Source organism: Metapseudomonas otitidis (assembly GCF_011397855.1).
Classification (GTDB): domain Bacteria; phylum Pseudomonadota; class Gammaproteobacteria; order Pseudomonadales; family Pseudomonadaceae; genus Metapseudomonas; species Metapseudomonas otitidis.
Genome location: NZ_AP022642.1, coordinates 476,098 through 501,689, shown reverse-complemented (window position 1 = coordinate 501,689; position 25,592 = coordinate 476,098). Strand labels below are relative to the sequence as shown.

Annotated in this window: 19 protein-coding genes; 5 read left to right on the top strand and 14 right to left on the bottom strand. The window is 67.0% G+C overall.

Annotated elements, in window-relative coordinates; genetic code table 11:
* Nucleotides 1-283: 283 nt before the first annotated feature.
* Entirely contained in the window at nucleotides 284-1,384 is a 1,101-nt protein-coding gene (gene gbcB / locus PotMrB4_RS02395; protein ID WP_044409158.1) for a glycine-betaine demethylase subunit GbcB, read from the bottom strand.
* Between the two features lie 360 nt (nucleotides 1,385-1,744).
* On the opposite strand from gbcB, the gene gbcA reads away from it, so the two are divergent.
* Together gbcA and PotMrB4_RS02385 are read left to right on the top strand one after the other, a co-directional pair.
* Nucleotides 1,745-3,037, top strand: a complete 1,293-nt coding sequence (gbcA, locus tag PotMrB4_RS02390; protein WP_044409161.1) for a glycine-betaine demethylase subunit GbcA — start codon at nucleotides 1,745-1,747, stop codon at nucleotides 3,035-3,037.
* Nucleotides 3,038-3,587: 550 nt separating this feature from the next.
* On the top strand, nucleotides 3,588-3,899 hold the full coding sequence (locus PotMrB4_RS02385) for a hypothetical protein (protein ID WP_172432404.1): 312 nt from the start codon (nucleotides 3,588-3,590) through the stop codon (nucleotides 3,897-3,899).
* 80 nt (nucleotides 3,900-3,979) lie between these two features.
* Here PotMrB4_RS02385 and PotMrB4_RS02380 read toward each other — a convergent pair whose 3' ends face one another.
* The 4 genes from PotMrB4_RS02380 to PotMrB4_RS02365 all read right to left on the bottom strand — a co-directional run bounded on the left by PotMrB4_RS02380 (nucleotide 3,980) and on the right by PotMrB4_RS02365 (nucleotide 8,941).
* Entirely contained in the window at nucleotides 3,980-6,556 is a 2,577-nt protein-coding gene (locus tag PotMrB4_RS02380) for a fimbria/pilus outer membrane usher protein (RefSeq protein WP_232060785.1), read from the bottom strand.
* Nucleotides 6,557-6,707: 151 nt separating this feature from the next.
* Nucleotides 6,708-7,382, bottom strand: a complete 675-nt coding sequence (locus PotMrB4_RS02375) for a fimbrial biogenesis chaperone (protein WP_232060784.1) — start codon at nucleotides 7,380-7,382, stop codon at nucleotides 6,708-6,710.
* 111 nt (nucleotides 7,383-7,493) lie between these two features.
* Nucleotides 7,494-8,021 (bottom strand): fimbrial protein, encoded by a 528-nt coding sequence (locus tag PotMrB4_RS02370; protein WP_172432401.1) that lies wholly within the window; start codon nucleotides 8,019-8,021, stop codon nucleotides 7,494-7,496.
* Between the two features lie 287 nt (nucleotides 8,022-8,308).
* Nucleotides 8,309-8,941 carry a response regulator transcription factor gene (locus PotMrB4_RS02365; protein ID WP_160481645.1) on the bottom strand — a complete coding sequence of 211 codons (633 nt, stop codon included), beginning with the start codon at nucleotides 8,939-8,941 and terminating at the stop codon, nucleotides 8,309-8,311.
* Nucleotides 8,942-9,105: 164 nt separating this feature from the next.
* On the opposite strand from PotMrB4_RS02365, the gene PotMrB4_RS02360 reads away from it, so the two are divergent.
* Entirely contained in the window at nucleotides 9,106-10,296 is a 1,191-nt protein-coding gene (locus PotMrB4_RS02360) for an EAL domain-containing response regulator (protein ID WP_074967311.1), read from the top strand.
* Here the strand turns inward: PotMrB4_RS02360 and PotMrB4_RS02355 are convergent.
* Nucleotides 10,290-13,922, bottom strand: coding sequence for a transporter substrate-binding domain-containing protein (locus PotMrB4_RS02355; protein ID WP_232060783.1), 3,633 nt, complete (start codon nucleotides 13,920-13,922; stop codon nucleotides 10,290-10,292). The genes PotMrB4_RS02360 and PotMrB4_RS02355 overlap by 7 nt on opposite strands.
* A 450-nt stretch (nucleotides 13,923-14,372) precedes the next feature.
* On the opposite strand from PotMrB4_RS02355, the gene PotMrB4_RS02350 reads away from it, so the two are divergent.
* Nucleotides 14,373-15,005: a response regulator transcription factor gene (locus PotMrB4_RS02350; protein ID WP_044409178.1), complete on the top strand. Its 633-nt coding sequence runs from the start codon at nucleotides 14,373-14,375 to the stop codon at nucleotides 15,003-15,005.
* 40 nt (nucleotides 15,006-15,045) lie between these two features.
* On the opposite strand, the gene PotMrB4_RS02345 is transcribed toward PotMrB4_RS02350, so the two are convergent.
* From PotMrB4_RS02345 to choX, 4 genes are all read right to left on the bottom strand, one after another.
* A complete protein-coding gene (locus PotMrB4_RS02345) occupies nucleotides 15,046-15,525 on the bottom strand; it encodes a thioesterase family protein (RefSeq protein ID WP_172432400.1) in 480 nt (159 codons plus the stop codon).
* Nucleotides 15,526-15,559: 34 nt separating this feature from the next.
* Nucleotides 15,560-16,525: an L-carnitine dehydrogenase gene (locus tag PotMrB4_RS02340; RefSeq protein ID WP_172432399.1), complete on the bottom strand. Its 966-nt coding sequence runs from the start codon at nucleotides 16,523-16,525 to the stop codon at nucleotides 15,560-15,562.
* A 79-nt stretch (nucleotides 16,526-16,604) separates the two neighbouring features.
* Nucleotides 16,605-17,492, bottom strand: a complete 888-nt coding sequence (locus tag PotMrB4_RS02335) for a BKACE family enzyme (protein WP_044409188.1) — start codon at nucleotides 17,490-17,492, stop codon at nucleotides 16,605-16,607.
* Nucleotides 17,493-17,564: 72 nt separating this feature from the next.
* Nucleotides 17,565-18,500 (bottom strand): choline ABC transporter substrate-binding protein, encoded by a 936-nt coding sequence (gene choX, locus PotMrB4_RS02330; protein ID WP_044409191.1) that lies wholly within the window; start codon nucleotides 18,498-18,500, stop codon nucleotides 17,565-17,567.
* Between the two features lie 255 nt (nucleotides 18,501-18,755).
* Between choX and PotMrB4_RS02325 the strand changes: the two genes are divergently transcribed.
* Nucleotides 18,756-19,712 (top strand): GlxA family transcriptional regulator, encoded by a 957-nt coding sequence (locus PotMrB4_RS02325; protein ID WP_172432398.1) that lies wholly within the window; start codon nucleotides 18,756-18,758, stop codon nucleotides 19,710-19,712.
* A 531-nt stretch (nucleotides 19,713-20,243) separates the two neighbouring features.
* Here the strand turns inward: PotMrB4_RS02325 and PotMrB4_RS02320 are convergent.
* Genes PotMrB4_RS02320 through PotMrB4_RS02305 form a run of 4 tightly spaced genes read right to left on the bottom strand, consistent with a single transcriptional unit; the run spans nucleotide 20,244 to nucleotide 25,367 of the window.
* Nucleotides 20,244-20,465: a formate dehydrogenase subunit delta gene (locus PotMrB4_RS02320; protein WP_044409197.1), complete on the bottom strand. Its 222-nt coding sequence runs from the start codon at nucleotides 20,463-20,465 to the stop codon at nucleotides 20,244-20,246.
* Nucleotides 20,462-23,338 carry a formate dehydrogenase subunit alpha gene (gene fdhF, locus PotMrB4_RS02315; protein ID WP_172432397.1) on the bottom strand — a complete coding sequence of 959 codons (2,877 nt, stop codon included), beginning with the start codon at nucleotides 23,336-23,338 and terminating at the stop codon, nucleotides 20,462-20,464. The genes PotMrB4_RS02320 and fdhF overlap by 4 nt, the downstream gene beginning before the upstream one ends.
* Entirely contained in the window at nucleotides 23,335-24,891 is a 1,557-nt protein-coding gene (locus PotMrB4_RS02310) for an NADH-ubiquinone oxidoreductase-F iron-sulfur binding region domain-containing protein (protein WP_172432396.1), read from the bottom strand. The genes fdhF and PotMrB4_RS02310 overlap by 4 nt, the downstream gene beginning before the upstream one ends.
* Nucleotides 24,885-25,367, bottom strand: coding sequence for a formate dehydrogenase subunit gamma (locus PotMrB4_RS02305; protein ID WP_044409202.1), 483 nt, complete (start codon nucleotides 25,365-25,367; stop codon nucleotides 24,885-24,887). Before PotMrB4_RS02305 ends, PotMrB4_RS02310 begins: the two co-directional genes overlap by 7 nt.
* Nucleotides 25,368-25,592 lie beyond the last annotated feature (225 nt).

Below are 25,592 nucleotides of genomic sequence, written 5' to 3'. Positions count from 1 at the left end.
CTATGCACACCCACTGTGCAGGAGGCTGTGACCGACCTGTGGATAGAAGACTGCAGCCCATGGCTGGCAAGGCTTTCAGCGCACTGATCAAATCCTGAACAGCCCGCTCCCGTGGAACCTCAAGCGGCTGGAAGCCGTGTCGTGCGCGGCCCGAGGGTACGCGGCCGATCCACAGATGCCGTGGACCAGCCTGTGGACAAGCTGTTCGCGAAACCCGCTGTGCCCCGCCCGGCGTGGCTTTGCAGGCCCTGGTCGTTTTCCGTACAGGCCGATGTCTGGGGACTTAATAGTCGATGCAGACGTCGCCCTTGGGCACGCTGCAGCAGGAGAGGATGTAGCCCTCGGCGACGTCTTCGTCGGTGATGCCGCCGTTGTGCTCCATCTCCACCTCACCGGCGGTCTTCATTACCTTGCAGGTGCCGCAGATGCCCATGCCGCAGGCCTTGGGGATATGCAGGCCGAGCTTGGCGGCGGCGGAATGCACGGTCTCGCCCGGGGCGACACGGATGCTCTTGCCGGTGCTGCTGAATTCCACCAGGTGCTGGTCGGCGGCCGGTACGGGCGCGGCCTCGGCAGCCTCGGCGGCCAGTTCCTTGACCTCCTCGCGCACCTCGGGGGGCGTCGGGCCGAAGGCCTCTTCGTGGTAGCGCGCCATGTCGAAGCCCTTGGCCTGCAGCAGGCGCTTCACCGCGCTCATGTAGGGGGTGGGGCCGCAGCAGAAGATCTCCCGCTCCATGAAGTCGGGGGCGATCAGGTGCAGCATCGCTTCGTTGAGGTAGCCGCGGTAGCCGGACCAGGTCTCGCCGGCGTCGTAGCGCTCGACCACCAGGTGCAGCTTGAAGTTGGCGATCCGCGAGGCCATGTGGCGCAGTTCGCGGTGGTAGATGATGTCCTTCGGCGTGCGGGCGCTGTGGACGAAGACCATGTCGACGTTGGCGTTGGTGTCGAAGAACCAGCGGGCCATGGACATCACCGGGGTGATGCCGACGCCGCCGGAAAGGTAGAGCACCTTGTCGGCGGGGTGGTCGATGGCGTTGAACAGCCCCACCGGGCCGTGCACGGGGAGGACATCGCCTTCCTTGAGGTTGTCGTGCAGCCAGTTGGAGACCTTGCCGCCCGGCACGCGCTTGATGGTGATGGAGAAGCTGTAGGGCACCGAGGGCGTGCTGGAGATGGTGTACGAACGCATGATCGGCTGCCCGTCGATCTCCAGCTCCAGGGTGACGAACTGGCCGGGCTTGAAGAAGAACAGGATCGGCTGGTCGGCCATGAAGCAGAAGGTGCGGACGTCCCAGGTTTCCTGGACGGTCTTCACGCAGCGCACCAGGTGGCGGCCGTTGGTCCAGGTCTGGGTGTTCACCGGGTTCAGGAAGCTGTTGCTCATACGCATCTCCGCGCGCCGTGGATCGGCGCCTTTGATCGGATTCTGCTGAACGCAAATCCCCACCACTTACCTGCCAGCGACATTCGCATGCTCATCGCGACCTGCCAGCAACCACAAGGGCTCGAGCGTCGGAAACGGATGCGGCCGTGTCGCCCGTGGATAAGGTCGTACCCCATGGCGACAGCACACTCGGCCCCAGCCAGAACACGAGGCTTTTCGAAAAACCACCCTCGTATCCGCAGCAGGGCCTGCAGTCGGCCAGGGAGAACAGAGGGGCACGTCACGCCGCCTTGCGTGACAACCGAATCAGCCACCCATTGCGGCGGTCGCCGGTGCGACCAGCCTTTTGAGGAGTTACCGATGGACGTCACTTCCCCCCTGAGCCTGGTCGACCCGCTCGAACCCGCACGTAAGGCCACGGCCGCCATGCTCAAGGAGCGCGACCACACCTTCTCGCTGCCCCAGCCGTTCTACAACGACGAGCGCCTGTTCCAGCTCGACATGCAGGAGATCTTCCACAAGGAGTGGCTGATCGCCGGCATGACCTGCGAGATCCCGGCCAAGGGCAACTACCTGACCCTGCAGGTGGGCGACAACCCGGTGATCGTCCTGCGCGGCGCCGAAGGCCAGGTCCATGCCTTCCACAACGTCTGCCGCCACCGCGGTTCGCGCCTGTGCGTCAGCGACAAGGGCAAGGTGGCCAAGCTGGTCTGCCCCTACCACCAGTGGACCTACGAACTGGACGGCCGCCTGCTGTTCGCCGGCACCGAGATGGGTGCCGACTTCGACATGAAGCAGTACGGCCTGAAGCCGGTGCACGTGAAGACCGCCGGCGGCTACATCTTCATCAGCCTGGCGGAGAACCCGCCGGCCATCGACGACTTCCTCTCCACGCTGGCCCATTACATGGAGCCCTACGACATGGAGAACACCAAGGTGGCCGTGCAGACCACCCTGCGTGAGGCCGCCAACTGGAAGCTGGTGATGGAGAACAACCGCGAGTGCTACCACTGCAGTGGTTCGCACCCGGAATTGCTCAACACCCTGCTGGAGTGGGACGACGTGACCGACCCGCGCGCCAGCCAGGCCTTCAAGGATCAGGTGGCCGCCTGCACCCGGGCCTGGGACGCGGAGAAGATCCCCTATGCCCACGCCAGCTTCGGCCTGCGCAACCGCATCGTGCGCATGCCGCTGCTCGAAGGCACCGTGTCCATGACCATGGACGGCAAGCAGGGCAGCAAGAAGCTGATGGGCCGCATCCAGAACCCGGACCTGGGCTCCATGCGCATCCTCCACCTGCCGCACTCCTGGAACCACTGCATGGGCGACCACATGATCGTCTTCACCGTGTGGCCCATCGGCCCGCAGGAGACCGTGGTCACCACCAAGTGGCTGGTGCACAAGGACGCGGTGGAAGGCGTGGACTACGACGTAGCGCGCCTGCGCGAGGTGTGGGACGCCACCAACGACCAGGACCGTCGCCTGGCCGAGGAGAACCAGCGCGGCATCAACTCCTCCGCCTACCAGCCCGGCCCCTACTCGAAGACCTACGAGTTCGGCGTGATCAACTTCCTCGACTGGTACAGCGAGCGGATGCTCAACAACCTGGGCGACACCCCGGCGACCAAGCTGCGCCAGGTCGGCGCCGAGTAAGCGACATGTCCCTGAGCCTGGGATTCCTCATCCTGCTCATGCTCTACGCGGCGCTGGCCTGCAAACGCTCCCGGCGCTGAAAGCAACACACTGAGGTCCCGTCAGGGACACCCCTCGCCCCCGTCAGGTCGTCGGCCCTGACGGGGGCTTTTTTTATGGCCCATCGCGCCAGTGCGATGGGCCTTTTTCATGCCCGCAGAAAACCATTCCACCACCTGTGCAGGGGCAGAAAAGACGAATGGAGGCAGTCGGTGCTGAACGAGGGGCTTGGCCGTGTGTGCGAGGCGGGTGGAGCAGAGGTGCTTTTGCAGCGTGCCTGCGGCGGGATGACTGCCCGATTGTGGCCTTTAAGGGACGAAAGATCCATATAGGAAATTTCTGACAAGGACCACGAAATGAACGTGGTCACAAAATATCGGCAGTCGCAAATGGAACTGTGACGCAAGGGCGCCCCACCCGAGGTCGCCTACAGAAAAAGAGGACAGCAAAAAACTGGATTGTAGGAGCGCGCTGATTTTTACTCAGGGCATGTCTGTGAGGAGTCCTAAACATGAAAAAAATACTGAGTCTCTCCGCCGTCGCCCTCTTCCTGGCCCTGGGCGCTGCCCAAGCCAATGCCAACGAACCTGCTCGTGGTCAGATCACCTTTCAGGGTCGAATCGTAAAGGATATGTGCAGCGTTCCTACAAATGTCTGGCAGAACAATGTGGGACGCGCCAATGGCATCAGCCCGCGCACCACGACCGATCCCTTCCATGACTCGGCCTGTGCAGGCGTCGCCCAGACCCAGAGCGTGGCAATGAAGCCCATCACGACCCGCTCGGGCCGCAAGGCCGGGATCATCACCGTCACCTTCAATTGAGCGGTATCGAACGCGCAGAAAAAGACAGGGCCGGTAAAGACCGGCCCCGATGAGGAAAAGCGTTCAGGCAGTACCAGGCATCAGTCGGCGAACGCGACCTCGGAACGCCCGGTACGGGTGATGCAACGAACTTCCAACTGCTGGTAATTGAGATCATCCGGGTCTGCTTCCGGCAGCCGGTACTCGAAGGTGCAACGCTTGTCGGGGTCACTGCCCCAGCGCACCACCAGCGATCCAGCCGGATCCAGCCCCCTCAGGAACGCACGGCCCGCCTGTCCCACCATTGCCACGCTCTTGCCGTCAGCATCGAATACTTCGGCGCCCAGTGGTGGGTTCTCGCCGTTGTCCCGCACGATCTTCAACAGAACCGGGATGCCGCTGATGGTCGGGTAGTTGAGCATGACCACCGCGCCATGGCGGGGCGCCACCGATTGCTCGGTGACCTGCAGCTCCACGTTGCGGAACAGCCCGGCCGGGTCGATCACCACCTGGTTCTGCCGATACGGGGACAGCCCACCGACCACGGCGTAGCCATTGCCGGCAATCCGCGTCCCGGCATCGTTCGACACATAGGCACCCTGGGCGCCCTTGGCCTCGATGATGGCGAGGGTTTCGCCCTGGGTCTGGGTGAAGTTGACGCCCCCCGGGTGGAGCACGATGGTGCCCATCGCACCAAGGTTCTCCTGGCGGTAGCCGGTGCCTTTGCTCAATCCGGCGTTGAGGGACACAGCGGAGGCACGGTAGTTGAAGCTGCCACCGGTGTTGTTGGAACGCTCGCCCTGGTCGCGACTGGTGGAGCCATAGAGGCTGTAGCTGGCCTGGGACTGTTCCCCGAGGGAGCCGCTCAGGCTGGCCTGGGTGCTGCTGCGGCCCTTGGCGTAGTTGACCGACGTGCTGAGGCTGGCGGAACGACCTACATCGCCGATGGGGATGTTGAAACTCATCATGTACTGGTTCTCGTACCCCTCGCCCATGCGGGTACGCCCCACCGACAGGCTCATGGAGCCCCAGCGGTAGCTGTTGGAGTAGCCGCCCTGGAAGGTCATGTCGCCCTTGCGCGAGGCGTCCCAGTACTTCTGCGACGAGCCGCTCAGGTAGAGGCTGCCCATCTCCCCCGGCAGGGGTTGCGTGGCACTCACCTGGAAGCGGCTGCGCTGGCGATAGAGCCCACCCTCGGGGTTGCCATAGGCCTGGGCGTAGTCGCTGAAGCTCAGGTAGCCGCGACTGGAGAAGCGATAGGCGGCCATGGTGAAGTTGGTCTGGGTCGCGTCCACCAGCTTCGAGTAGGTCATCCGGTAGCTGCGGCCGCCCCTGGGCGCCGAGTCCTCGGTGCGCAGGGGGGACTCCTTGACCTGCGACTGGGTCACGTCCAAAGCCAGGGCACCCAGACCGGTACTCAGGGCCACACCGCCCTGAACCGCCATGTACTTCTCGGCGATGATGCTGCCGGTGTAGGCACTCCAGTCGTTGGAGATACCACGCTGGTAGGTGCCTTGGACGAAGCGCGGGACGCGCTCGGCCGAGTCGTTGCGGTACTCGCCGGCCGTGACGCTGAAGCGCGACATGCCCGGGCGCAGCAACTGGGCCACGGAGGCGTAAGGCACGAGGAAGGTGCGCTGGCGGCCATCCGCCTCGGTCACGGTGACCTCCAGGTCGCCGGAGTAGCCCGAGTCGTAGAGGTCCTCGATGCTGAACGGCCCGGGGGAAACCGTGACCTCGTGGAGGATCGACGCACCCTGGCGGATGGTGACCTTGGCGTTGGTCTCCGCCACGCCACGGATGACCGGCGCATAGCCGCGCAGGGCGTCGGGCAGCATGCGGTCGTCCGAACTCACCTGCACGCCCCGAAAGGGCACGCTGTCGAACAGCTCGCCCGGCGTGTAGTAGTCGCCCACGGTCAGTTGCGAGCGGATGCCGGTGAGGTCCCGCTGCACGTAGGTGCTGCTGTTGCTGTAGTGGCTGCGCGAAGGGGCGCCCGACGAGCTGGAGCGGTTGTAGTTGCCATTGGTACGCAGCCGCCAGTCGCCCAGGTTGATGCCGTTGTTGAGCCCGATGCTGAGCTGTTGGGTATCGCCACTGTCGGCGTGGTTCCGGTAGAGGTTGGCGCTGTAGCCGATGAAGCCAGCAGTGACGCCACGGTCCCAATCCCGGGGGTCCACTTCACCGCGCACCTGCCGCCCAAGGTAGGCCTGGGGAACGCTGAGGTAGGCGCTGAGTTCGGACAGGTCGACGTTGACGCTGGAGGACGGCACCAGTTGAGTCAGGTCCAGGCACTCCTCGCTTTCCAGCTTCGCGCGGGCGGCCGCCGGGTCCGGCAGCTTGTCCAGATCCAGACCGATGGTGCCCAGTTGGGTCGGGGTGAAGCAGACCCGGGCGCCGTTGGGGGCGTCCTTGTCGTCCTGCAGGCGGACTTCCTGGCGGCCTATCCAGCGCTCGTTGAGGAGGATGTCCAGCCGATAGGTGCCCGCCGGCAGCACGGTGCCGCGGCTGAAGCGGGACAGGTCTACCGCCTCGCCCTGACCCGAGCCATTGAACAGAAAGTCAGGGTTGAAGGCCGCAAAACGAGGGCTATCGGGCAACTCGTCCGCATCTACGAGGCCCGCGGCGACACCGAGCGATGCCATGGCCACGGCAAAGGCCAGCAAATGTGGGCGCACGACAGGGCACCGCCGCTGACCGCCCGGGAGTAAGGCCCTTGTGGGGCCAACGGCATCCGTATCGGAAAGCGAAGTCATGGGTACACCTCGCATCGACCAGCGCGATGCTCCTTGGGATTCGTGTAAAGAAAAAGGCGACTAATGCCCGGACCTACTTGTCCAGGCTGCTCTCCTGACCGACGCTGGCGCCGTAGTCGTTGATCCACTGCAGCACCACGCGACCGGATGCCGGCATGCCGGACAACCCGGTAACCGGGAAGTCGTGGCTGCCGAAGGGCCCGACCATGCCACTGCCGGCCTTGTAGTCGCGGCCGTTGGCACGCAGGGCGATGTCGCCGAAAGACACGTTGTAGGCACTGCGGTTGGCGGCCCTGAGCACGGGCTTGCCGTCGATGCTGGCTAGGCTCCAGGCCACCTGCTCGATGGCGCGGTCCGGGCGACCCGGAAGCCCTTCGGGGCGATAGAACAGCTTGACCCGGGTGCGGATGGCGAACTGCATGTAGTTGCCGTCCTCACTGGGCATGGGCGGCACATCCAGAAGGTTCAGCCAGAACACGCTCTCGCGGTCCTTGGGCAGGGGCTCGCCGGTGAAGGAAACCCGCACGCTCTGGCCCTTGCCGGGGTCGACGCGAAACAGGGGCGGCGTCATGACGAAGGGGGCTTCGGCGTTCTCGGGGCGGATTTCGGGGTCACCCCGGTCGATCCACACCTGGACCAGGGAAGGCTTGTCGCCGTCATTGCTGACGCGCACGCCAATCTCCTGCTGCTTCGCGGGGTAGATGAACCGGGTGCCATTGACCACGATGCCGGCATGGGCGCCGGACACGGTCAACAAGGTCGTGACAGCCAGTAGCCATCGCGTGATTGAGATGCGCAGGGACATGGGGAAGTACCGTAGAGACAACTCGCCCGGGAGGTCCCGGGCGAGTAGGAGGAGTTACTCGTAGGTCATGGTGTAGGTGACCTTGGAGCTCACCTGACCCGGAGTGGCATCTGCAGCAGCAGGTGCCAGATAGGCAGCGAAGAAGCCAAGAGTGGCATCGCCGCCAGCACCAGTGATCTCTTCAAGGTTATTGGTGCCAGTAGCCAGGTCGATAGCCTGCTGGTCCTTGTTGAACAGCTGGATGGCCACGTTGGAGGCATCCGCACCGCTGAGCTCGTTCTTCAGGGTGCCGTTGACGGGGTCGACGTTCGGGCCAATCTCGAAGTTGGCCTTGACCTTGGCGCCCTGGGTGCAGCTGGAAACCGAGATCGCGAACGGCTTGAAGCCAGCGTTCTGGCCCGCCTTCAGGGAGGTCTGGGAAACGGGCGCCAGCTCTACGGTCTGGTTGACGGATTGACTGTTGATGGTGCAGGTCTTGCTGGACACTTCACCCTTGAAGGTGATGGTGCCGTCATAGGCCAGTGCCAGGTTGCTCAGGCCGAAACCGACCAGGGCCGCGCCAGCGGTGAGGAACTTTTTCATTTAACTCTCCTGTAGAGGCGCCTGGTTCCACGCGCCGAAATGAAAGATTGACCTCTAAAGTCGGAACCAGAACTGAGCGCTTGCCGGCCTCGTATTGAGAACCGCATCGCACTTCAGCGTGGCGGGCACAATGATATCGACGGCCTCAAGCCGAGAATGGAGTCCCCGACCCATGCGGGCTGTAGGAAATTTCACCTGGATCTGAAACCTTTTCTGAGGCTGGCTTCAGAGCCCCAGAGGAAGGCGCCCGAGCGGGCGCCAGGAGGGAGAAGTGCGAGGTAGAGCGGCTACTGCTGCCGAGCGCTCAGGTCGTTGCGGCGGGCGAACTCGATGAGTTCGAGAAGCGAGGCGAGGTTGAGCTTCTGTTGGATGCGGCTCTTGTAGGTGCTCACGGTCTTGTTGCTGAGCAGCATCCGCTCGGCGATTTCCTTGTTGCCAAGGCCGGACGCCAGGTACTGCAGCACCATCAGCTCCTGGTTGGACAAGCGCCCCACCAACTCCTGCTCGCTGGCCGGCGCGCCCTGCCCCACCGGCAGCACGTCGGCGGGGAAGAAGGTGAAGCCGGCGCTGATGGAGTTGATGGCGATCACCAGGTTCTGCAGGTCCTCCTCCTTGCTCACGAAGCCCCGTGCCCCTGCCTGCAGGCAGCGCTGACAGAAGCCCTCGGCGGGCAATGAGGTGAGCACCAGCACATGGCTGTCGAGCCCCAGCGAGCGGATGCGGCTGATGACGTTGAGGCCGTCCAGGCGGGGAATGCCGATGTCGAGGATGACCACGTCCGGCTCGTGCTGGCGCACCAGTTGCACGGCATCGACGCCGTTGTCGGCCTCGCCCACCACCTCGAGCCCGTTGCGCTCCAGGAGCATGCGCACCGCCATGCGGATCACCGGGTGATCATCGACGATCAGGGCTGTTCTCATACTTGCGACCTCGCGCTGGACCACGGCTCAGGTGAGCCCCGACAAAACTGTGACACAGTCGTGCCACAGATGAAATTTCCTACAAACGCTACCGACGCTTCGCCTAGCTGCACTTGGACTGCCTGCGTAACGTGGCCGAACTTTTTACCAACCGAGCCCTCGCCATGAAGAACATCAGCATTCTGGTTCTGGAAGACGAACCCTTCCAGCGCCTGATCGCCGTCACCGCCTTGCAGAAGCTGGGGGTCCAGCGCATCCACCAGGCCGGCGATGGCGCCAGCGCCCTGGCCGAACTGCAGAGCTGCGGCGGCGTCGATGTCGTGCTGTGCGACCTGCGCATGTCGGGCATGGACGGCCTGGCCTTCCTCCGCCACGCCAGCCATTCCGGCGCCGTGCGCTCGGTGATCCTCAGCAGTGCCGTGGAAGCGCCCCTGCGCCAGGCCACCCAATCGATGATCCGTACCCTCGGGCTGGAATGCCTGGGTGACCTGGGCAAGCCCTTCGACATCGAGCGGGCCGCGCAACTGCTGGCCCGCTACGAAGCCAACCAGGCCCGTGGGCTGGGCGAGCCGGAAGTCCTCGAACTGCCCTCCCGCGACGAACTGCTGGAAGGCCTGGAACTGGGCCAGTTCGAGGCCTGGTTCCAGCCCAAGGTGGACCTGCGCAGCGGCGAACTGATCGGCGCCGAGGCCCTGGCCCGCTGGCGCCACCCGCAGCACGGCGTGCTGATGCCCGCGCAGTTCCTGCAGATGATGGAGGCCCACGGCCTGATCAACCGCATGTTCTGGCAGATCTTCCGCCAGGGCCTGGAGCTGCAGCGCTGCCTCGCTCGCGAGGGCCGCTCGCTGAACATCGCCTTCAACCTCCAGCCCGGCCAACTGAGCGACAACGCCCTCCCCGAGCGGGTCCGCGAATACCTGGAAGAAGCCGGCCTGCCCGCCGATGGCATCACCTTCGAAGTCACCGAGACCGGCCTGTTCAGCGCCCCGACCACCAGCCTGGAGAACCTCGTTCGCCTGCGCATGATGGGTTGCGGCCTGTCGATGGACGACTTCGGCACCGGCTACTCCTCCCTCGACCGCCTCTGCGACCTGCCCTTCAGCCAGGTGAAGCTGGACGCCGGCTTCGCCCGCAAGCTCACCAGCCAGCCCCGCAGCGGTGCGGTGATCAGCAGCGCGGTGGCGCTGGCAAAGGCCATGGACATCAGCCTGATCATCGAAGGCATCGAGACCCGCCAGCAGCGCGAGCGCCTGCTGTCCCTGGGCTGCACCGAAGGCCAGGGCTTCCTCTTCTCCCGCCCCCTGGCCCGCCCGGACTTCGACCGCCTGCTGGTGGAGCGCCCGACGCTTCACTGAAGCTCCGGCATCTGCTGGATCAGGCCACGCTCCAAGGCATCCAGGGCACGCCGCACAGCCTCCACGCCGGCCTCGAGGGCCTCGGTTCGCGGCCGTTCCACCACACTGGCCCGCGACAGGTACTCGCAGGCCTCGATCACCTGGGTGGCCTTGATCACCCGCGCTGCGCCCTTGAGCCGATGGGCCAGCTCGAATAGCGCCGAGGCATCGTGCTGGCGCACCTGCTCTTCCAGCGCGGCGAGGTCGCGTCGGTTGGTGTTGAGCAGCTCCCGCAGCAGGTTCACCGCCAGGCCCGGGTCGCCACCGGTCAAGGGTGCCAGGGGGCTCAGGTCGAACAACGCCGCAGCCTCGCCCGCCGGCGGCTCGACCAGCGCGGGTGAGGCGCCCGGGGCACCACCGAGTTTTTCCTCCAGCAGGTCCAGCCCGATGGGCTTGACCAGGCAATCGTCCATCCCGGCCTTGAGGCCGCGCTCCACTTCTTCCTGCTGGGCGTCGGCGGTCAGACCGAGGATCAGGACCGGCACGCGCCCCTGCTGGCGCTCGTCCTCGCGGATGGCGCGGGCCAGGTCTGCCCCGTTCATGCGTGGCATGTGGCAGTCGGTGGCAACGACGTCGAAGGGCTGCTCGCGCCAGCGCGCCAGGGCGTCCACCCCGTCCGCAGCCTCCACCACGGTGTGCCCCAGGTAGGCGAGCTGCTGGGCGAGGATTTGCCGGTTCACCGGGTGGTCGTCCACCACCAGCACTTTCAGCCTCCGCCGGGCCTGGGCCTCCTCCTGGCGGGCGATCTCCATCAGCGGGATCGGGTCGAGCCGCAGCAGGCGCAACTCCACGTCCACCCGGGTGCCGCGCCCGAGGGCGCTGTCCAGGGTCAGGCGGCCGCCCATCATTTCGCAGAGCGAGCGGCAGATCACCAGCCCCAGCCCTGCCCCTTCCATCGCCCCGGTGCTGCGCTGTACCTGCTCGAAGGGCTGGAACAGGCGCGCCTGGTCCGCCGGGTCGATGCCGATGCCGGTGTCCGCCACGCTGAGGTAGACGTGCAACTGGTCGGACTCGCCATCCTCGCCATGGATGCGCACGCTGACGCTGCCTTCACGGGTGAACTTGATGGCGTTGCTGACCAGGTTGGACAGCACCTGCTTGAAGCGCATGCCGTCCACCAGCACATCGCCCTGGATGCCGCCATCGATGTCCAGGTTCAGCACCAGCCCCTTCTGCCGCGCCAAACCGTCGAACACCCGCGCCACCGACTCCACCAGCTCCCGCAGATTGGCCCGGCGGGGTGACAGGCTGAGCCGACCGGACTCGATGCGGGCGATGTCGAGGATGTCGCCGATCAGTTCCAGCAAGCCTTTCGCCGAGTTGTAGGCCACCTCGATGCTGGCCGGGTCGATGGGGCGGTCGGCCGCACGCTTGAGCGCCAGTTCGAGGATGCCGATCACCGCATTCATCGGCGTGCGGATCTCGTGGCTCATGGTGGCGAGGAAGGTGGTCTTGGCGCGGCTGGCCGCGTCAGCCATGTTCTTCGCCGCTTCCAGCTCCAGCACCAGGTTATGGTGCTCGGTGAGGTCCAGCCAGCCGCAGATCACTCCACGGGTGACCCCGGTGGAATCCTGGAATGGCTGGATCCAGTGCTCGATCCACAGGGTGCGACCGCCCAGGGACAGCTCATGCACCGAGCGCTGCAGCTGCCCTTCGGCAATCGCCTGCAGCTGCCGCTGGTGGAATTCGGCGGCGGCCGGGAAATCCACCGGCAGCTCGGTCACCGTCAGGCCGATCACCGCCTCGCGGGGCAGGCCAAGGGTCTGCAGGTAGCTGCGGTTGCACGACAGCAGGCGCCCTTCGGTGTCCCGCACGTAGACCGGCGGCGGCATGCTGTCGATCAAGGTTTCGATGAAGCGCAGCTCATCCTGCAACTGGCGCTCGGCGAGCTGGCGCCGGCGCACCTGGCGCCGCAGGTGCAGCACCCAGGCCAGCACCAGCAGCAGGAGCACCGCCGCACCGATGATGATTCGCTGGATGAGCACACCGTAGTCGCGCCAGGTCTGCGGGCTCATGCCCGGCATGCCGCGCCAGCGGTTGGCCGTAGCGGCCAGTTCGTCGGGCGACAGCTCGGCCAGCGCCCGGTCGAGGATCGCCTGCAGCTCGGTATCGCCCCGACGCACCGCGAAGTTGGCCGTGGCCGGCCCCACCGGCGCCACCTGGGCGATGGCAAGGCGGCCCTGGAACATCCGCACCAGGTAATAGCGGGCCACCGGAAGCCCCACCAGCGCGGCATCAGCGCGGCCGGTGTCGACACTGTGCAAGGCATCCAGGGTCGAACCGGGTTCCACCAGTTCCGCCTTGGGGAAGGCACGGCGGATCGCCTCCCGCGCCACATGGCCGCGCCCCAGGGCGAGCACGCGACCGGACAGGTCCCCCACCGACTCGCCGAGGCCATCGGCGCCGGAACGGGTGACCAGCACGAAGGGGCTGCTGGTGATCGGTCGGGTGAAACGCAGCAGGGTTTCCCGCTCATGGTCCTGCGTCAGCAGCCCCACATCCGCCAGGCCGGAGGTCAGGGCGTCGATCTGGCCGGCGTAGCCGCCGGTGCGGCTGACGGCCTCGAAGCGCAGCCCGGTACGCAGCCGCACCAGGTCCAGCAGCTCGGCGATGATGCCCTGGAACTGCCCGTTGCCATCGAAGAAGGCCAGGGGCGCCAGGTCGTCGTCCACCGCCACGCGCACCACCGGATGACGCTGCACCCAGCGCGCCTCCTCCGGGGTGAGCACCATGCGCTCGGCCGCCGGCATCACACCGTTGCCCACCCAGCGGCGAGCGATCTCGTCCAGGCGCGAGCGACCAACTGCACGCAGTGCCCCATCGATCCCCCGCAGCAGTTGCGGGTCGGACTGACGCACCACGAAGGCCAGCTCGCCGCCGGGCCAATCCACATAGCGCTCGAAACGCACCGTGCCGTAGAAGGCGCGGTTCAGCAGGTAGTAGACCGGCACCACATCGGCCAGCAGCAGGTCCGCACGGCCGAAGGCGGCATCGGCGACGCCCTCTTCCACCGTGTCGACCGGCAGCGCCTGGGCGGACGGGAACAGCGCCACGGCATCGCCGTGCCCCGGCGTGTAGGCCACCTTCAGGTCCTTGAGGTCATCGGGAAACTCGCGGCGGTCATCGCCACGGCGGAACAACGCCAGCCGGCTGGAGCCGTAGGCCAGGCTGCGGGCAAGCCCCGGCTCCTGCTCGCCATGGCTGTCGGCACCGAACAGGTCGATGTCCCCGGCCAGCAGCGCCTTCTCCAGCGCCGCACGGTCGGGGTAGGCACGCAGGCGAATCTGCAGACCGAGCATCTGCCCCAGCAGCGCGGCCGCGTCCGGCGTCATGCCCTGGTAGGTCCCCTGCCCCTGGAGAATCTCCAGGGGCGGATACCCCTGGGCCAGCACGCCCAAGACCAACTCACGGCGCTGGCGCAACCAGTGCCAGTCGGATTCGGAAATTTCCAGCTCCTGCTGGTCCACCACCACCTGGCTGGACAGCGAGAGGGCGCGCCCTCCCTCGGCCAGGACGACACCGCCGAACGACAGGCACAGCAAAGACAGGCACAGGGAGAGTGTGCGGAGGACGAAAATACGGGACACAGACCCACCTGCAGGGAAAAGAGGTGTCGGGGAAACCTTAGTTCAAGAGCAGACAGGCGACCCTAAGGGGGCGTACATAAAAGTAATACCTACATGTCTTGTAGGAAACTTCCCAAAAGACCAATCCCGCCGCGCACCGCAAATATAATCCGCGCTCTACATGCTTAGCCAAACTTTTTAAGCCGCCTCATCAGACGGATAAATCAGGTCGTACAAGTTAGCCGGGCAGAAAAACGAAGTATTCGGAATAGTCCGAAAGACAGCGAGCAAGATTCTGAGAAGAATCGCTCAATGCCAACTTGATCGACATCGCGCTCGGGCCCACACCCCCGTCGTTCGTGGTCAGGAAGGCCAACAACCGTTCCTTTAACACACCCATACGGCAAGTTCCCGAAGGCTTCCGTGCGCCTTCCTATTGAATTGAGAAACTTGAGCAGGAGAACCAACCAGATGAGCAAGATTCTGCTGATCGACAACCAGCCCATGATTCGTTTCGCGACTCGCGTACTGCTGGAACGCGAAGGTTATGAAATCGTCGGTGAAACCGAAAACGGCGTGGAAGGCCTCAGCATGGCCCGCTCCCTGCGCCCCGACCTGGTCATTCTCGACATCGCCATTCCCAAGCTCGACGGCCTGGAAGTGCTGGGGCGCCTCAGCGCGATGGACGTGAACCTCAAGCTGCTGGTGCTCACCTCGCTGCCGGCCGCGCTGTATGCCAACCGCTGCCTGCAGGCCGGTGCCACCGGCTACCTCTCCAAGCAGGAGCAGGCCGTGAGCCTGATCTCCGCCACCCGCTCGGTGCTCTCCGGCTACAGCCTGTTCCCCAGCACCGTGCACCTGCCCTCCGGCGCCCAGGAAGGCGGCAGCCCGAACGACAGCCAGTTGCTGGACAGCCTCTCCGACCGTGAGCTGGCCGTGCTGCAGAACCTGGCCAACGGCAAGAACAACAAGGAAATCGCCGAGCAGCTGTTCATCAGCCACAAGACGGTCAGCACCTACAAGTCCCGCCTGATGGACAAGCTGAAGACCCGCAACCTGGTGGACCTCATCGACTTCGCCCGCCGCTACGCCTTGCCGACCTGACCCCGCGCCGAGCCCCGGCCCTTGCGCCGGGGCGCCGCCTTCATCGCGAAGACGGCAGCCCGATCACCCGCCCCACATACGCCGGCAGCGGACACGCCCGGTGCCCGTCGAACAACGCCCCGACCCGTTCCGCCACCCCGGGTGCGAACGCACAGGAGCGCGCCGTGGCGGCGTCCACGTTCATCAGCATCTGCTCACTGGCTGCGAGCATCACCGACTCTCCCGGCCGGTAGAGGCTGTGGTGGATGTGCAGGCGCTTGGCGTCCACGCCCAGTACCTGGGTGTGCACCTCCACCGCTTCATCCAGCTTCACTTCCGCCAGGAAGTTCAGGTGGCACTCCAGCGTGTACAGCGTGTGGCCGGTCTCCGCGCGCCCGCCCTCGTCGAGGCCGATCACCTCCATCAGCGCATCGGTGGCGTAGCTGAAGATCAGCAGGTAGAACGCATCGCGCAGGTGGCCGTTGTAGTCCACCCACTCCGCGGGAATGCGCGTGCGGTAGGTCACCAGGGGGTTGCTCATGTCCGGGCTCCACTCCATCGAAAGACCATGCCGGCTACTCCGCGAAGGCGAAGCCATGGCGGGCCTTGGTGTCCTTGATCGCCGCCAGCACCGCCAGCAGGCAGTCGTCCCGGTAGCGTTCCAGCTCGGCGATGCTGCGCTCGCCCTGCTGCACCGCCGTGCCTTCCACCACCCGGTCGATCAGCGTCTCGGTCAGCTCCGGCGCCGGCAGGTAGGTCCAGGGCAGTTGCAGGGCCGGCCCGAACTGCGCCATGAAGTGCCGCATCCCCGCGTTGCCACCGGCCAGGGTGTAGGTGAGGAAGGTCCCCATGAAGGACCAGCGCAACCCCGCACCGAAGCGGATCGCATCGTCGATCTCCCCGGTGCTGGCCACACCGTCGTTGACCAGGTGCAGCGCCTCGCGCCACAGCGCCTCCAGCAGGCGGTCGGCGATGAAGCCCGGCACCTCCTTGCGCACGTGCAGCGGGCGCATGCCCAGTGCGCTGTAGACCTGAATGGCCGCCTGTACCGCCTCCGGCGCCGTCTTCTCCCCGCCCACCACCTCCACCAGCGGCAGCAGGTAGACCGGGTTGAACGGGTGCCCCACCACGCAGCGCTCCGGGTGCTGCGCGTCGGCGTAGAACTCACTGGGCAGCAGCCCCGAGGTGCTGGAGCCGATGATCACCTCCGGGCGCGCCGCCGCGCTGATCTGCGTATGCAGCGCCAACTTCAGCTCCAGGCGTTCGGGAGCACTCTCCTGGATGAAGTCCGCGTCCCGCACGCACTCGTCGACGGTGTCGACGAAACGCAGGCGCGCCTGGGACGCACCCGGCGCCAGCCCCTGCTTCTCCAGGGCCGGCCAGGCATTGGCGATGCGGGCCCGCAACGCGGCCTCCGCACCCGGCGCCGGGTCCCAGGCGACGACGTCCAGCCCGTGGGCCAGGGCGCGGGCGACCCAGCCGCTGCCGATCACGCCGCTGCCAAGGGCGGCGAAGGTTCTGATGTGAGTGGTGAAGGCCATGGTGGCTCCTGATCCTGTGTCGGTTGGCGCCGCGCCCCGGGCTGAAGCCCGGGCGACGGCATATGAATGAGGGGTTTGCTCAGCCGCGGCGCTTGAGGTTCATCTTCTCGCGGCCCTCGGCCGGGCTCAGGGCACGGCCGCCCAGGCGCTCGATGATCTCGATGGCCCGCTCCACCAGTTGGCCGTTACTGGCGTGCACGCCCCGGTCCAGCCAGATGTTGTCCTCCAGGCCAACCCGCACGTTGCCGCCCAGCAGCATCGCCTGGGCCACCATCGGCATCTGCATGCGGCCGATGCCGAAGCCGGCCCAGGTCAGGCCGGGCGGCAGGTTGTCGGCCATGGCCTTCATGGTCGTGGTGTCCGCCGGCGCCCCCCACGGGATCCCCAGGCAGATCTGGATCAGCGGGTCCTCCAGCAGCCCTTCCTTGAGCATCTGCTTGGCGAACCACAGGTGGCCGGTGTCGAAGATCTCCAGCTCGGCCTTCACCCCCAGCTCGGTGATGCGCCTGGCGCCCGCCCGCAGCTGGGCCGGGGTGGACACGTAGATGAAGTCGCCATCGCCGAAGTTCAGCGTCCCGCAGTCCAGGGTGCAGATCTCCGGCAGCAGCTCCTCCACATGGGCCAGGCGCTCCAGTGGCCCCACCAGGTCGGTGCCAGCGCCGAACTCCAGCGGCTGCTCGCCCTTGCCAATCTCCAGGTCCCCGCCCATGCCGGCGGTGAGGTTGATGATCACGTCGGTGTCGCTCTCGCGGATGCGCTCCACCACCTCGCGGTACAGCGCCACATCGCGGCTCGGCTTGCCGGTACGCGGGTCGCGCACATGGCAGTGGGCGACGGTGGCACCCGCCTTGGCCGCCTCGATGGCGGCGGCGGCGATCTCCTTCGGGGTGACGGGAATGGCCGGGTGCTTGCCGACGGTATCGCCGGCGCCGGTAACGGCGCAGGTGACGATGACTTCATGGTTCACGGTGGATTCATCCTTCTGCGAGGCGATCGGAAACCGTGCGCGGGCGAACCCGCGCACCGGGGTTGAACGGCATTACTTCAGGGAGGCAACGGCCTGGTCGCTGCTGCGGCCATCGAAGGTGGTCACGCCCTCCAGCCAGCCCTTGACCACCGCCGGGTTGGCCTTGAGCCACTCGCGGGCGACCTTGCCCGGCTCCTGGCGCTCCATGATCGGCTGCATCAGCTGCGCCTCCTGGTCGCTGGTGAAGCGCAGGCTGGTGACCAGCCGGTTGGCATTGGGGCAACGTTGGGCGAAGTCCGGCGCGGTCACGGTGGAGACGGTGGCGGCGCCGTCGTTGGGGCCGAACACGTCCTCGCTGCCGGTCAGGTAGGTCACCGGCATCTGGATGTTCATCGGGTGCGGCTTCCAGCCGAAGAACACCACCGGCTTGTGGTTCTTCACCGCACGCTTCACCGCCGTCAGCATCGCCGCCTCGCTGGACTCCACCAGCTTGAAGCCGCCCAGGCCGAACTGGTTGCCATCGATCATCTTCTGGATCGCCAGGTTGGCGCCGGAACCGGACTCGATGCCGTAGATCTTGCCGCCGAGCTGGTCCTTGAAGCGGGCGATGTCGGCGAAGGTGCGCAGCCCCTGCTCGGCGGTGTAGGTGGGTACCGCCAGCACCGCCACGGCATCGCCCAGGGACGGCTGGGCCGCCACCTTCACGGCACCGCTGTCGAGGAAGGGCTTGATGTTGTCGTCCATGATCGGCTTCCAGTAGCCGAGGAACACGTCCACCTGCTTCTTCTGGATACCCGCGAAGATGATCTGCTGCGACGCCTGGGTCTGGCTGGTCTGGTAACCCAGGCTGCCCAGCAGCTCGTTGGCGACGGCGGAGGTGGCGACCACGTCGGTCCAGCCCACCACGCCCATGCGGATCTTCTGGCAACTGGCGTCGTCGGCGGCGAATGCAGCGGTGTGGGACAGGGCGAACAAACAGCAACCAGCGAATGCGGTAAGACGTTTCATCGATGCTCCCCTTGCGGCCATGCGGCTTTCTACTTGTTGTTCAGGAGGCCGGGGTCGACGGCTCCAGGCACGCTCGACCCGCCCGGCGACTCCATCCGTGCTCGGGCGCCACGTCAACCCGATGGACACAACTTACGCAGCGCCCGCCCCGCCGATTCGAACCAGAACGACCACCTCTAGGACAGAAACGACCTCCCCGCTTGCAGCCGCCGCGCTGCTGGTTTTTAAGTGCTCATCGCCTCGTGGAACCCGCCCATGACCCAGACCTTCGGCTTCCTGCTGCTGCCCGGCTTCTCGATGATGGGCCTCATGTCGGCGGTGGAGCCGCTGCGGGTGGCCAACCGCTTCCGCGGCGAGCTGTACCGCTGGCGCCTGCTCAGTGCCGACGGCGGCCCGGTGGCCGGCAGCAACGGCATGTCGCTCAACGTGGATGGCGGCCTGGAGGCCCCGGCCGCCGGGGACTGCCTGCTGGTGGTGGCCGGCTTCGAGCCGCTGGCCACCTTCAACCCGCGCCTGTCCCACTGGCTCAACCGCGCCGAAGCCGACGGCGTGCACCTGGGCGGCATCGACACCGGCAGCTTCGTGCTGGCCGAGGCCGAACTGTTCGAGCGCCAGCGCCTGACCCTGCACTGGGAGGCCATCGACGCCTTTCGCGAGCGCTACCCGTCGCTGACCGTCACCCAGGAGCTGTTCGAGATCGACGGGCGCCGCATCACCAGCGCCGGCGGCACCGCCAGCCTCGACCTGATGCTCACGCTGATCGCCCGCCAGCACGGCGAGGCCCTGGCGTTGAAGGTGTCGGAACAGTTCGTGCTCGGCCGCATCCGCTCCCAGCAGGACCACCAGCGCATGCAGATCGCCAGCCGCTTCAACGTGCACAACCGCAAGCTGGTGCAGGTGATCGGCGAGATGGAGCGCCACAGCGAGACGCCGCTGTCGACCTGCACCCTGGCCGAGCGCGTTGGCGTCACCCCGCGCCAGCTGGAACGGCTGTTCCGCCTGCACCTGAAGGACACGCCGACCCGTTTCTACCTGGGCCTGCGCCTGGAAAAGGCCCGGCAGCTGCTGCGCCAGACCGACATGGGCGTGCTGGAGGTGGCCCTGGCCTGCGGCTTCGAGTCCTCCAGCTACTTCTCCCGCTGCTACCGCCAGCGCTTCGACACCACCCCGAGCCGCGACCGGCACGAACACCCGGACCCGCCGCAGCGATGAAGCGGCACAGCGGACGCAGGATGGGATGAGCTGTGCGAAGCCCATCAGGGCCAGGCACGGCTCGGATGCGATGCGGTTCGCCAAGCTCACCGCATCCTACGGGTTGTGCACGCAGCACCGCGTGGGGCGGATCGCGCTCCACCGTTCCACCATCGGGCGCCACGGGACGCCTGGCGTTGGGCAGCCTCGTAGGATGGGCTGAGCTGTGCGGAGCCCATCATTGCCAGGCCCGGTTCGTGGTCGATGCGGTTCGCCGAGCTCACCGCATCCTACGGGTTATGCACACGGCGCCGCCTGGGGTGGGTCGCGCTCCACCGTCGGGCACCACGGGAACGCCCGAGTTTGGACAGCCTCGTAGGATGGGCTGAGCTGTGCGAAGCCCATCATTGCCAGGCTCGGTTCGGGATCGATGCGGTTCGCCGAGCTCACCGCATCCTACGGGTTGTGCATGCGGCACCGCGTGGGGTGGATCGCGCCCCACCGATCCACCGTCGGGCGCAAAGGGAACGCCCGGCGGCGTGGAGCACGACGCTAGACCGCCCGCCCCTGCTCGGCCAGGGCGGCCTGCACCAGGGGGTGGAGGTTCTCGCCCTGGCGCTCCACCTGCCAGGCCATGAGCTCGATGCGCATGGCCGGGGTCCAGAAGTTCTGCAGGTGCTGCTGGACGCCTTTCACCGCCGCCTCCGGGTCCGGCTCGCTGCTGAAGAACTGGGCGATCTGGTTGGCCATCTTGATCAGGTTGTCTGTGCTCATCGGCGTGCCTCGACTCTCTCCGTCCTGCGGCGCTCCTTGAGCAGGCGCCGCTGTTCGTCACTGAACGCCTGATAGCGTTTCTGCCATTCGGAAGGCTGGAACACCTTCGTCACTTCCACCGCCGTCACCTTGTATTCCGGGCAGTTGGTGGCCCAGTCGGAGTTGTCGGTGGTGATCACGTTGGCGCCCGACTCGGGGAAGTGGAAGGTGGTGTACACCACCCCCGGCGCCACCCGCTCGGTCACCCGGGCACGCAGCACGGTCTGCCCCGCACGGCTGCCCACGCCCACCCAGTCGCCCTCGGAGATGCCACGGCTCTCGGCGTCGCTGGGGTGGATCTCCAGGCGGTCCTCCTCGTGCCAGGCCACGTTGTCGGTGCGCCGGGTCTGCGCGCCGACGTTGTACTGGCTGAGGATGCGCCCGGTGGTGAGCAGCAGCGGGTAGCGGTTGTTGACCTTCTCCTCGGTGGGCACGTAGCCGGTCAGCATGAAGCGCCCCTTGCCACGCACGAAGGCATCGATGTGCATGGTCGGCGTGCCGTCCGGCGCGGCGTCGTTGCACGGCCATTGCAGGCTGCCGTGACGCTCCAGCTCGGCGTAGCTGACACGACTGAAGGTCGGCGTGAGGCGGGCGATCTCGTCCATGATTTCCGACGGGTGCCGGTAGTCCATGCGGTAGCCCAGGGCATTGGCCAGGGCCACGGTGGCTTCCCAGTCGGCCTTGCCGCCCAGCGGCTCCATCACCTTGCGCACGCGGGAGATGCGTCGCTCGGCGTTGGTGAAGGTGCCGTCCTTCTCCAGGAAGGAGCTGCCGGGCAGGAACACGTGGGCGAACTTGGCGGTTTCGTTGAGGAAGATGTCCTGTACCACCACGCACTCCATGGCCGACAGCGCAGCGGTCACGTGCTGGGTGTTGGGGTCGCTCTGGGCGATGTCCTCGCCCTGGCAGTACAGCCCCTTGAAGCTGCCACCCAGGGCCGCCTCGAACATGTTGGGGATGCGCAGCCCCGGATCGGGCTGCAGGGTCACGCCCCAGGCCTGCTCGAACTGCGCCCGCACCGCCTCGTTGGAGACGTGGCGGTAGCCCGGCAGCTCATGGGGGAAGGAGCCCATGTCGCAGGAGCCCTGCACGTTGTTCTGCCCGCGCAGCGGGTTCACCCCGACACCTTCGCGGCCGACGTTGCCGGTGGCCATGGCGAGGTTGGCGATGCCCATCACCGCCGTGCTGCCCTGGCTGTGTTCGGTCACGCCCAGCCCGTAGTAGATGGCCGCGTTGCCGCCGGTGGCGTAGAGCCGGGCCGCCGCGCGGATGGCGTCCGGGGCTACGCCGCAAACCGGGCCCAGGGCCTCGGGGGCATGTTCGGGACGGCTGACGAACGCGCTCCAGCGGGCGAAGTCGGCCGGCTCGCAGCGGGCGTCGACGAAGTCCTGCTTCACAAGCCCCTCGGTAACGATCACGTGGGCCAGGGCATTGAGCATGGCCACGTTGGTGCCCGGACGCAGCGCCAGGTGCAGCTCGGCGCGGGCATGGGGCGAATCCACCAGGTCGATGCGGCGCGGGTCGATGACGATCAGCCGCGCGCCCTCACGCAGGCGGCGCTTGAGCTGGGAGCCGAACACCGGGTGGGCGTCGGTGGGGTTGGCACCGATCACCAGGATGACGTCGGCCTGCATCACCGAGTCGAAGCTCTGGGTGCCGGCGGACTCGCCCAGGGTCTGCTTCAGCCCGTAGCCGGTGGGCGAGTGGCAGACGCGGGCGCAGGTGTCCACGTTGTTGTTGCCGAAGCCGGCGCGCACCAGCTTCTGCACCAGGTAGGTTTCTTCGTTGGTGCAGCGGCTGGAGGTGATGCCGCCGATGGCGTCGCGCCCGTACTGCAGCTGCAGGCGGCGGAACTCGCCGGCGGCGTAGTTCACCGCCTCCTCCCAGCTGACTTCCTGCCACGGGTCGGTGATGCGCTTGCGGATCATCGGCTTGGTGATGCGGTCCGGGTGGGTGGCGTAGCCCCAGGCGAAGCGGCCCTTGACGCAGGAATGGCCGTGGTTGGCCTGGCCGTTCTTGTCCGGGACCATGCGCACCAGCTCATTGCCCTTCATCTCCGCACGGAAGGAGCAGCCCACGCCGCAATAGGCACAGGTGGTGATGACGCTGCGCTCCGGCTGGCCCATCTCCACCACGCTCTTCTCCATCAGCGTGGCGGTGGGGCAGGCCTGTACGCAGGCCCCGCAGGAGACGCATTCGGAGTCGAGGAAGTTCTCCCCGCCGGCCGCCGCCACGCGGGAGTCGAAGCCGCGCCCGTCGATCGTCAGGGCGAAGGTGCCCTGCACCTCCTCGCAAGCCCGCACGCAGCGGTTGCAGACGATGCACTTGCTCGGGTCGTAGTCGAAATAGGGGTTGGAGGTGTCCTTCGCATCGCTCAGGTGGTTGGCCCCGTCATAGCCGTAGCGAACCTCGCGCAGGCCCACCTGGCCGGCCACGGTCTGCAGCTCGCAGTTGCCGTTGGCGGAGCAGGTGAGGCAGTCCAGCGGGTGGTCGGAGATGTACAGCTCCATGACGTTGCGCCGCAGGCTGGCGAGCTTGGGCGTCTGGGTGCGCACCACCATGCCTTCGGTCACCGGCGTGGTGCAGGAAGCGGGGTAGCCGCGCATGCCGTCGATTTCCACCAGGCACATGCGGCAGGAGCCGAAGGCTTCCAGGCTGTCGGTGGCGCAGAGCTTGGGAATGGTGGTGCCGAGCAGCGCGGCGGCACGCATCACCGAGGTACCGGCGGGCACGCTGATTTCGCGGCCGTCGATGCTCAGGCTGACCTGCACCTCGCTCTGGCGGGCGGGGGTGCCCAGGTCGGTGTCCTTGGCGGGGTCGAAGATCTGGATCATTGCTCAGCCTCCGTGGGCGGCAGCCCGAAGTCGGCGGGGAAGTGCCTGAGGGCGCTGGTGACCGGGAAGGCGGTCATCCCGCCGAGGGCACAGAGCGAACCGTAGGTCATGGTGTCGCAGAGGTCCTGCAGCAGCAGGGCCTGCTCCTCGCGGGCGGTGATGTCGGTGGCGGCGATCAGCCGGTCCACCACTTCCACGCCCCGGGTCGAGCCGATGCGGCAGGGCGTGCACTTGCCGCAGGACTCCTCGGCGCAGAACTGCAGGGCGAAGCGCGCCATCTGCGCCATGTCCAGGCTGTCGTCGGCCACTACCACACCACCATGGCCGAGTATGGCGCCCATGGCGGCGAAGGCCTCGTAGTCCAGCGGGGTGTCGAACTGCGCAGGTGGCACCCAGGCCCCCAGTGGACCGCCCACCTGGGCGGCCTTCACCGGCCGGCCACTGGCGCAGCCGCCGCCATAGGTCTCGATCAGCTCCCGCAGGGTCAGGCCGAAGGCCCGCTCCACCAGGCCGCCGTGACGGATGTTTCCGGCCAGCTGGAAGGGCATGGTGCCCAGGGAACGGCCCATGCCGAAGTCACGGTAGAACGCCGCGCCCCGGGCCAGGATGAGCGGCACCGAGGTCAGGGTCAGCACGTTGTGCACCAGCGTCGGCTGGCCGAACAGGCCTTGCAGCGCCGGCAGCGGCGGCTTGGCGCGGACCACGCCGCGCTTGCCTTCCAGGGAGTCCAGCAGCGCGGTTTCCTCGCCGCAGATGTAGGCCCCGGCGCCGACTCGCACCTCCAGTTCGAAGGGCCGCCCGCTGCCGCCCACGTCCGCGCCGAGGTAGCCGGCATCACGGGCCAGCGCGATGGCGCCGCGCAGGGCCTCCACCGCCTGGGGGTACTCGGAGCGCACGTAGATGTAGCCCTGGCTGGCGCCGACGGCGAGGCCGGCGATGGCCATGCCCTCGATCAGCAGGAAGGGGTCGCCCTCCATCAGCATGCGGTCGGCGAAGGTGCCGGAGTCGCCCTCGTCGGCGTTGCACACCACGTACTTCTGCTCGGCGGCGGCGCCACGCACCGTGCGCCACTTGATGCCGGCGGGGAAGGCGGCACCACCACGCCCCCGCAGGCCGGAATCCAGCACCGCGGTGACGATCTCGTCACCGCTCAGCGCCACAGCACGGGCCAGGCCCTCGAAACCGCCGTGGGCACGGTAGTCGTCCAGGGACAGCGGCCGGGTGATGCCGGCACGGGCGAAGAGCAGCCGCTGCTGGGTCTTCAGGTAGGGCAGCTCCTCCACCGCCCCCAGGGCCAGGGGATGCTGGCCGTCACCGGCGAGGGCGTCGAGCAGGCCGGGCACGTCGGCTTCGCTGACCGGGCCGAAGCCCTGGCGACTCTCGGCCCCCTCCAGCTCCACCAGCGGCTCCAGCCAGTAGAGGCCACGGGAACTGGTGCGGCGCACCTCCAGCGGCAGCTGCCGGCGCGCAGCCTCGGCCACCAGGGCGGCGGCCACGGCATCGGCGCCTACCGCGCGGGCGACGGAATCACAGGGGATGCACAGCCTCAGCATGAGCCGTCCTCCAGGCAACCCTGCACCAGCGCGTGCAGGCGTTCAGGGGTCAGCCGGGCGTGGACCTTGCCGTCCACCTCGACCGCCGGGGAGCAGGCGCAGGCGCCCAGGCAATAGACCGGGCGCAGGCTGACGCGGCCATCGGCAAGGGTGCCGTGGTCGTCCAGCTGCAGTTGCTCGCGCAGTTGCGCCGCCAGGGCTTCGGCGCCCCGGCTCTGGCAGGACTCGGCGCGGCACAGGCGCACGGTGTGGCGTGCCGGCGGGGCGGTGCGGAAGTCGTGGTAGAAGCTGATCACCCCGTGGACCTCGGCCTGGCTGAGGTTGAGGGCGTGGGCGATCTCGGGGATGGCGAGGGCGGGAATGTAGCCGGCGCCCTCCTGGATGGCATGCAGGATCGGCAGCAGGGCACCGGGGGTGTCCTTCTCCCGCGCCAGCACGCGCTGAATCAGAGGCAGGTGAAGCGTCTCATCAGGCATACAGCGTTCCTCGGCTCCACAGGCCGGGCGCTGGACGCCTGGGCCTGGAGGTTTCGGCTGCGGCAGCGCCGACCGCCACGGTACGCGGGCCGGTTGCCACCCTGTTGCCGGGACCGCACGTCTTCGCGCACGGGTCCGGGGCATTACGCGAGCTTGCCATCCCTGCGCCTGGGAAATTGCACCTCAGCGACCCTGTGCATGCTGAAACCGACGCCGGGCGACTTG

Excerpts from the sequence above, each read along its gene's own strand:
- PotMrB4_RS02305 (WP_044409202.1), bottom strand. The coding sequence starts at position 25,367 with ATGCCTGATGAGACGCTTCACCTGCCTCTGATTCAGCGCGTGCTGGCG.
- gbcA (WP_044409161.1), top strand. The coding sequence starts at position 1,745 with ATGGACGTCACTTCCCCCCTGAGCCTGGTCGACCCGCTCGAACCCGCA.
- PotMrB4_RS02340 (WP_172432399.1), bottom strand. The coding sequence starts at position 16,525 with ATGGCCTTCACCACTCACATCAGAACCTTCGCCGCCCTTGGCAGCGGC.
- PotMrB4_RS02310 (WP_172432396.1), bottom strand. The coding sequence starts at position 24,891 with ATGCTGAGGCTGTGCATCCCCTGTGATTCCGTCGCCCGCGCGGTAGGC.
- fdhF (WP_172432397.1), bottom strand. The coding sequence starts at position 23,338 with ATGATCCAGATCTTCGACCCCGCCAAGGACACCGACCTGGGCACCCCC.
- choX (WP_044409191.1), bottom strand. The coding sequence starts at position 18,500 with ATGAAACGTCTTACCGCATTCGCTGGTTGCTGTTTGTTCGCCCTGTCC.
- PotMrB4_RS02320 (WP_044409197.1), bottom strand. The coding sequence starts at position 20,465 with ATGAGCACAGACAACCTGATCAAGATGGCCAACCAGATCGCCCAGTTC.
- PotMrB4_RS02325 (WP_172432398.1), top strand. The coding sequence starts at position 18,756 with ATGACCCAGACCTTCGGCTTCCTGCTGCTGCCCGGCTTCTCGATGATG.
- PotMrB4_RS02350 (WP_044409178.1), top strand. The coding sequence starts at position 14,373 with ATGAGCAAGATTCTGCTGATCGACAACCAGCCCATGATTCGTTTCGCG.
- PotMrB4_RS02360 (WP_074967311.1), top strand. The coding sequence starts at position 9,106 with ATGAAGAACATCAGCATTCTGGTTCTGGAAGACGAACCCTTCCAGCGC.
- gbcB (WP_044409158.1), bottom strand. The coding sequence starts at position 1,384 with ATGAGCAACAGCTTCCTGAACCCGGTGAACACCCAGACCTGGACCAAC.
- PotMrB4_RS02345 (WP_172432400.1), bottom strand. The coding sequence starts at position 15,525 with ATGAGCAACCCCCTGGTGACCTACCGCACGCGCATTCCCGCGGAGTGG.
- PotMrB4_RS02385 (WP_172432404.1), top strand. The coding sequence starts at position 3,588 with ATGAAAAAAATACTGAGTCTCTCCGCCGTCGCCCTCTTCCTGGCCCTG.
- PotMrB4_RS02365 (WP_160481645.1), bottom strand. The coding sequence starts at position 8,941 with ATGAGAACAGCCCTGATCGTCGATGATCACCCGGTGATCCGCATGGCG.
- PotMrB4_RS02370 (WP_172432401.1), bottom strand. The coding sequence starts at position 8,021 with ATGAAAAAGTTCCTCACCGCTGGCGCGGCCCTGGTCGGTTTCGGCCTG.